4 protein-coding genes are annotated in these 3,761 nt (G+C 34.4%); all 4 read left to right on the top strand.

Annotation, left to right across the window (positions count from 1 at the left end; genetic code table 11):
* Positions 1–57 precede the first annotated feature (57 nt).
* A complete protein-coding gene (locus tag AC00Y6_RS15240) occupies positions 58–243 on the top strand; it encodes a DprA-like winged helix domain-containing protein (protein WP_474491473.1) in 186 nt (61 codons plus the stop codon).
* A 183-nt stretch (positions 244–426) separates the two neighbouring features.
* Positions 427–1,785, top strand: a complete 1,359-nt coding sequence (gene gdhA / locus AC00Y6_RS15235; RefSeq protein ID WP_474491472.1) for an NADP-specific glutamate dehydrogenase — start codon at positions 427–429, stop codon at positions 1,783–1,785.
* 336 nt (positions 1,786–2,121) lie between these two features.
* Positions 2,122–3,174, top strand: coding sequence for a site-specific integrase (locus tag AC00Y6_RS15230; protein ID WP_474491471.1), 1,053 nt, complete (start codon positions 2,122–2,124; stop codon positions 3,172–3,174).
* 20 nt (positions 3,175–3,194) lie between these two features.
* A partial coding sequence (locus AC00Y6_RS15225) for a hypothetical protein (protein WP_474491470.1) occupies positions 3,195–3,761 on the top strand: 567 nt, incomplete at its 3' end.

Genomic DNA, 3,761 nt, shown 5'->3' with positions numbered 1-3,761 from the left:
TTTTTCTAAAAAAAACAAAAAAAATCGGAAGAAAAAATCTTCCGACCATGACTAGAGATTAACCCAGCGCAAAAAGACCATCTTAAAATACTGGAAATCATCAGTCAAGCCCAATCGGCTTCTTTGGATGAGGTTGCTGAAAAATCTGGGATTCTTCACCACAAATTATTAACAATTTTACTCGATTTGGAACTTTATGGCTATGTCAAATGTCTTTCCGGAAGACAATATCACATCATTTGAGAAAAGTATTGTTTCGAAAATTTGAAATAAATTAATATTAACTTCAACTATTCTTAACATAAAAGTTGTAATTATACATTATGCAAATAAGTATGGTCATATTCTTAAATTTTCAATAAAAATCAAAATATTAGTTGCGAAATTCGAAATTAAAATTAAATTTGTTGTCATAATTATAGAATAATGGAACACTATAACGTTGAGCAAAAAATTCAGGAATTTATGGCAAAAATTGAAGCCAAAAATCCTAATGAACCAGAATTTATACAGGCCGTAAAAGAGGTTGCAGTAACTGTGATTCCTTTCATCGCCACAAAAAAAGAATATACCGGCATGAAGCTCCTAGAAAGGATGGCCGAACCGGAAAGGGTAATCATCTTCCGCGTACCATGGATTGACGACAGTGGCGAGATCCAGGTTAACAGAGGATTCAGGATTCAGATGAATTCAGCCATTGGCCCTTACAAAGGCGGCATCAGGTTTCACCCGACGGTTAACCTGAGTGTTCTTAAATTCCTTGCTTTTGAGCAGGTTTTCAAAAACAGCTTGACGACCCTGCCTATGGGCGGCGGAAAAGGAGGCTCTGACTTTGATCCTCAAGGTAAATCAGACATGGAGGTAATGCGTTTTTGTCAAGCCTTTATGACAGAACTTTCTAAACATATTGGCCCAGAAACTGATGTTCCTGCAGGGGATATTGGTGTAGGAGCAAGAGAAATTGGCTATTTGTTTGGTCAGTATAAAAAAATCAGGAATGAATTTACCGGTGTATTAACCGGGAAAGGACTGGCATACGGTGGATCACTAATCCGCCCAGAAGCTACAGGATACGGCGTTGTTTATTTTGCAGAACAAATGTTGAAAACCATTAATGAATCTATTAAGGGTAAAACAGTTGTCGTTTCAGGTTTCGGAAATGTGGCGTGGGGCGTAATCAAAAAAATAGACGATCTTGGCGGAAAAGTGGTAACTATCTCCGGGCCAGACGGGTACATCTATGACAAAGAAGGAATCTCTGGTGAAAAAATAGACTATCTTTTGGAACTGAGAGCTTCCGGAAATAACCGCGCTGAAGATTATGCAAAAAAATATCCCGAAGCAGAATTCTTTGCAGGCAAAAGGCCTTGGGAAGTGAAATGCGATGTGGCGTTCCCATCTGCCACTCAAAACGAATTGGACTTGGATGATGCCAAAGCATTGGTAGCCAACGGCTGTCTTTGCGTAACCGAAGCGGCCAATATGCCATCTACTTTGGATGCGATCAATTATTTCCTTGATAATAAAGTATTGTTCTCACCTGGTAAGGCTTCTAACGCTGGTGGTGTAGCAACGTCTGGTCTAGAAATGACACAGAACTCCATCCGTCTTAACTGGACTTCTGAAGAAGTTGACGCCAGACTAAAAGAAATTATGATTGGTATTCACAAATCATGTAGAGATTATGGCCGAGAAGAGGACGGTTACGTCAACTACGTAAAAGGTGCCAATATCGCAGGCTTTGTAAAAGTAGCTGAGGCCATGTTGGCTCAGGGTGTTGTTTAATCAAACTGAATAGTCCAGAAATAAGTTGACCATTTTTTAAATAAAAATACTAATCCGGAAGATGCTAGTTTTCCGGATTTTTCACACAAGCTCACAGGGTTTCCATCTCAAACTATCAACTTATTTTAGAATGAGTTTCTAACAAAAATAAAAAGCTGCTAATCAATGATTAACAGCTTTTTAAGTACCCCAGACGGGAAATATTTAGACAGAAAAGAGAAATCAAAAGAAATTAAATGGCTGATTTTCAGCTAATTTTAGTTTTTTATTTTCTGATATTATCTTATATTTGCATTGTACACATTGCACATACATTGCACGAAAAATAATATCAAAATGGCGGTAACACTTCACAAAAGGACTCTTAAAAGTGGAAATACTCAGTTTTATTTATCTGTTTATATAGATGGGCAACAAACTCTTGAAACATTATTCACCACCAAACCTAACGACCTTAAAGAAAAGAAAAAACTTGCAGAGGCTATACGAGCTGAAAGAGAGCTTGAAGTGTTAGCCAAAGGAACAAAATATGTCCCAAGACACAAGAAAAAAATTGCACTATTTGACTACTTCGATTATTACACCGAAAATTACGATAAGAAAGATATTAGAATGATAGAGGGTGTTGTTTCCAAATTCAAATTATTCTTACCCGATAAAAGAATTCTAATCACAGATCTTACAGAAAGTCATTTTTTAAAATTCATTGACTATCTGAATAATAAATGTGGGTTTAATGGCGAAACTCCACATTCATATTGGAAAAGATTTAAGAAGATTATTCTTCAGGCGAACAGGGATGGCTATATTGATGATATTGTATATAAAAATGTGAGATTTAAAAAGAAAGGAGATTATAGCGAAACCAAATTAACCAAACAAGTTTTAACAGAAGAAGAGATTAGTATTTTACAAAAAACGTATTGTGGTAATCCTGAGATTAAAAAGGCCTTTTTGTTTGCCTGTTATTCGGGGCTGGGATTGGCGGAATGTAAAGTTCTCAAATGGAAACATATTATTAATGACCGTATTATTATAAACAGGGAGAAAACAGGAACAGAAATTAATTTAGCATTAAGCAAAACGGCTTTAGACTTTATTGGGAAAAAACAGGAACTTGAAAATCTAATTTTTCACCTTACATATAAAGGGAAATTCATTTCAGAAGTAAGTATCAATAAGACTTTAAATAATTGGCTTAAAAAGGCGGAAATTGATAAGAAAATTTCTTTTTATTGTGGGCGACACACTTTTGCAACTCGGCTATTAATAAAAGGAGCTAATCTTAAAACCGTTTCCGATGCTTTAGCTCATAAAACAACAGCAAATACAATTAAATACCTAAACTATGTTAATAGTTTAAAAGATGAAGCCACAAGTAATTTGTAAGTAAAATTTAATCCAACACAATGATTGCCAATAATCCATTAGAAAAAAATATTAAAGTCTTACAGAGATATTTCAATGAAAGCATTGATAAGAAATATCAAAATTATACTTACTCCTATTCTGTAAAATATGACCATCTTCCACAAGGGAAGAAAAAAACTGCAACGGAAGAGGAAATTGAAAAATTCTCAGACATCCTTATGCTGCTTATAAGAGATAACCCTTTTTTAAAACAAATCATTCGTGAGATTGATATTCCTGATTTTCTTTGGAATAGTTCTTTTATAGAATGCTTATCAAAGGACGAAAGGTATAAATATGCCGAGTTTGACGAAAGTGAATTTATTAAAAACTATTCTTTTGATGAATTACCTTATTTATCACAAATTGTAGATTACAAAGTATGTATTCAATATTTGGAATATTTGAAAACATTAATCCCTTCTGAAAAGCCACAAAATTTTAGGACTTCATCTTTCACAAAGCCTTCAGAAAAAAAGCAGTATAAAGCAAAATCCAAAAAAGAAAATATAGAGCAAAATTTCAGAACAAATTTTGAAGATTGGCAGATAAACATTTTAACAAAG

This window comes from Epilithonimonas sp. (genome assembly GCF_056329745.1).
This window is presented reverse-complemented; position numbering and strand designations above follow the sequence as displayed.